The organism is uncultured Fretibacterium sp. (assembly GCF_938030725.1).
Lineage (GTDB): Bacteria > Synergistota > Synergistia > Synergistales > Aminobacteriaceae > Fretibacterium.
The window spans coordinates 1-3,441 of sequence record NZ_CALHIQ010000153.1 but is presented as its reverse complement, the minus strand read 5'-3'; the positions used below and the strand labels follow the sequence as shown (position 1 = coordinate 3,441).

Below are 3,441 nucleotides of genomic sequence, written 5' to 3'. Positions count from 1 at the left end.
GCTCCGTCAGCTCGACCCCCGTCGCGCTCTCCAGCGCGAACTGGGCCACCTGGAGGTCGTAGCGGGCCCGGTAGACGGAGAGCCGGGCATCGGTGAGGGCCAGAAGCGCGTCCGAGAGCGCCAGGGAATCGCCAACGCCCGTCCGGTAGCGCCCCTCGGCCAGGGAGTAGTTCTCCTCCGCCTGAGCGACCGTCAACCCCGCAATGCGGATGCGCTCTCTGGCGTTTCGGACGTTCAGGACGGCCTTGCGGACTTCCAAAAGGATGTCCTGCCGCAGGGCCTCGCGGGCCGCCTCCAAGCTTTTGACCTGCGCCCTCGCAGCGTCCGTCCGGGCTACCGTCGCTCCCCCGTCGACGATGGGAACGGTAAGGGAAAGGCCCGCGTTCCACTCCGACCTGAGCGAGGAGATGTCCTCGCCGCCAGCGCTGTACCCGCCCCTCAGCGACAGGCTGGGGGAGGAACTCCGCGCCGCGGAGCGCACCTCGGCCACTCCGGCGAGCGTCCGCAGGTCCGCGGCCGCGTAGTCCTGGCGATGCTCCAAGGCCAGGGCCTCGGCGTCGTCCTCCGCCGCGTCCGGCAGCCTGCGCTCCGCCATCCGAACCTCGAACGGCTCCATTGAGTCCACGCCCATCGCGTTCAGCAGCGCGGCCTGCGCAACCCGGACCCCGGACTCCGCCTCCACCAGCGCGAGCTGGGCGTTCCCCAGGTCCACCTCGGCCTTCGTCACGTCGATCTTCGGTTTGAGCCCCGTTTCGTAGTAGCCCTTCGCGCGCTCCAGATGGCGCCGGAACGAATCCACCGCCTCCTGCCTCTGGCCGCGGACCTCCCCTGCCAGCAGCAGGTCCATGTAGGCCTTCTTGACCCCGGCACGGACCTGCAGCCGCGTCTTTCTTCCCTCGGCCTCCACAGCAGACAGCACACTGCGCTGGGCCTCGACGGCATACTTCGTCCGGTTCGTGTCGAAGACCTTGAGGCTCGCCGTCACTCCGGCCGTGTAACTGCTGCCCGTCACCGCCCCTTCCCTGCCGGAGCGGGTCGCCGAAACGCTTCCCGATGCCTGCAGGCGGTCCTCCACGGCCGCCAGGGAGAGCCGCCGGCGCTCCGCCTCGCTCTTCGCGTCCGCTCCGGCAAGGTCGGGATGGTTCGCCTCCGACAGGGCCAGGCAGTCCTCCAGCGTCAGGGTACGGACCGCCTCATCTCCCCGTGCGAGGGCGGGGAAAGCCCAGAACAGGGCCAGAATCAAACAGGCCAGGGCCGCAAGGGCAACAGCACTCCCGCCCACTCTTCTCTTTTCCGATCTCATGTCGTTCTCAGCCTCCAAACTTCCAAAGGAGATCGCTCCAATCCACCGGACAGCCACAGGGAAGAAGAGAACCCCTCACTAAAAAGCCTGCGGGGACAAGATTACGCTTTCGCCTCAGAACTTCAAACCGCCATTTGACGAAAACGCAGGATGTGCATATCCCGGACATGCGTTCCTGGAAGTCAGGCCAGACAACCAAAAGCGCGTGAAGCTCAGCGGTGTTGGCGCAGACTTCCCGCCGCCACAGGAACGTCCTCCATTTCCCCTCATTACGAAGGACAGGATATTCCTCCGATGTAAAGGTCCTGTGAACGCGGCAGAGGCCCCGCTCACCCTCTCCTCGCCACAAAAAGGGACCGTCCTCCAGGGACGGTCCGATCGGGACAAAAGCGCTGCGATCGAGAGGGGTTGACCTCAGGACCGCCGGTCATTCGTCGTTCCAGGAGTCGAAGTACCCGGAAACGTGCACGACGGGGGTTCCCCGATCCCCGCTGCCGGACACCAGATCGCACAGCGAGCCCAGGAGGTCCGTATAGCGCCGCGGCGTCGTGCCGAGGGCGTTTCGAGACTCCGTCAGCCCCGACTCCTTCCCCCCCGGCGCGGGCTTGGAGCGTATGGCCTCGCGCACGGCCGCCTCCGCATCCCCGGAGGCGTTGTCCGCCACCATCTTGAACTTGATCTCCGAGGGCGTGCCCCGCAGCCCCTCCGTGAACCCGGGGGACACCACGGGGTCCGCCAGCTCCCAGATGCCGCAGACGGGGTCCTTGAAGGCGCCGTCGCCGTACACCATGGCCTCCACCCTGCGTCCGGACCGCCGCAGGACCTCCTGCTGGAGGTCCAGGGCGAAGCGCTCCGCGTCCCGGGGAAAGAGCTTCACGCTGCCCTCCTTCGAGAAGTTGGACCCCAGCAGGCCGAACTCCGCGTTGTACCCGCCTCCGTCGCGCAGCGGGGCGTTGCAAATCTGGTCGAGCGTCAGGACCGACGCGCCGTGCTCCCTCAGGAGCGCCGCATAGGTGCCGCGCGGGTGGATGTTGGCCATGATGACGCACTTCGTCGTCTTCAGGAGGTTCAGGGGGTTGTTCGTGAAGTGGACCTCGATCCGGTCGGGGGCCACGCCCCTGTAGAGCTCAATGTAGTCCACGCCCGTAAAGGGGTGTCGGTACTCCCCGAAGTGCCGACGGAACTCGTCGAGGCCAAAGCACTCCGGCAGGCCGCTCGCGCGCTTCAGATACTCCATGGGGTCCGCCAGGTGGTTGCCCACCTCGTCCGCGGGACAGGACAGGAAGAGGTGCACCCGGCCTCGAATGGCCTTCGTCAGCGCCTTGAACAGGGGGAAAAACCGATTGCGGCTCAGGATGGGGAACGCGACGGCCACCTCATCCGAGTCCAGCTTTCCCGCGACGTCCGCTGCGATGTCGTCCAGGGAAACGACGTTGCCCTGGGCCCGCGCCAGCAGGGACTCCGTCACCGCGACGACGTCCCTGTCCCGCAGGGCAAAGGGAGCGTAGGGGGAGTGCGCCGCCTCGATCAGGCTCTCCGCCACAATCCGCACCAGGTCGTCCCCACGCTGGATGACGGGCAGCCGAATTCCGTGGGCCTCAACCCCGACCTGACGTCGCTTCCCCTCATGCCCGCCTCTTTCCAAGCCGTGCTTCTCTGCCATTTTCAGCCTCCAGATGCCGCCGTCCCCGCCTCGGTGCGGGGGACGGCAGAGTTCGATACCGTATTTTTTCTATTATAATACAAGGCGACAGGCCCGACGCCCCACCGCCCTCTTCCAAAAATCGTCGAAAAGGTCCGGGGATTGTCGATTTTCTCCCTGAAAAGCGATAGAATAGCGGGGACAATGCGACAAAAACGCATCGAGGTCCACACCTCAAAACGTGCGGACCCCTAGGGCGCTTCAGGACGTGCTCTTTGACCGACCGCCCCACGTCGATGGGGGCGCCATTCAGGCCGGAGGTGGCATTCATGGAAGATCTGTACCGCAAAATAGACTTTATCGTATCCGGGGGCGCGCTGGAGTACCTCTCGGAGTTCCTCAGGTCAAAGGGCCTGACCGCTCTCGTCCTTGAGCCTAAGGAAGCGGGGTACCAGGTTCTGGACGCCGTGGGGCTGTCCCCCGACTCCCTGACGTT

The 3,441-nt window shown here is 65.7% G+C and carries 2 protein-coding genes; both read right to left on the bottom strand.

Annotated features, from left to right (window positions below; all coding sequences use genetic code 11):
- The coding region (locus tag Q0629_RS08695; RefSeq protein WP_298781471.1) for a TolC family protein at positions 1-1,303 on the bottom strand (1,303 nt) is incomplete at its 3' end.
- 427 nt (positions 1,304-1,730) lie between these two features.
- Positions 1,731-2,966 (bottom strand): coenzyme F420-0:L-glutamate ligase, encoded by a 1,236-nt coding sequence (locus tag Q0629_RS08690; RefSeq protein WP_298781469.1) that lies wholly within the window; start codon positions 2,964-2,966, stop codon positions 1,731-1,733.
- Positions 2,967-3,441: the final 475 nt, after the last annotated feature.

Bases quoted from the DNA above. Each gene is read 5' to 3' on its own strand.
- Q0629_RS08690 (WP_298781469.1), bottom strand. From the start codon at position 2,966: ATGGCAGAGAAGCACGGCTTGGAAAGAGGCGGGCATGAGGGGAAGCGA.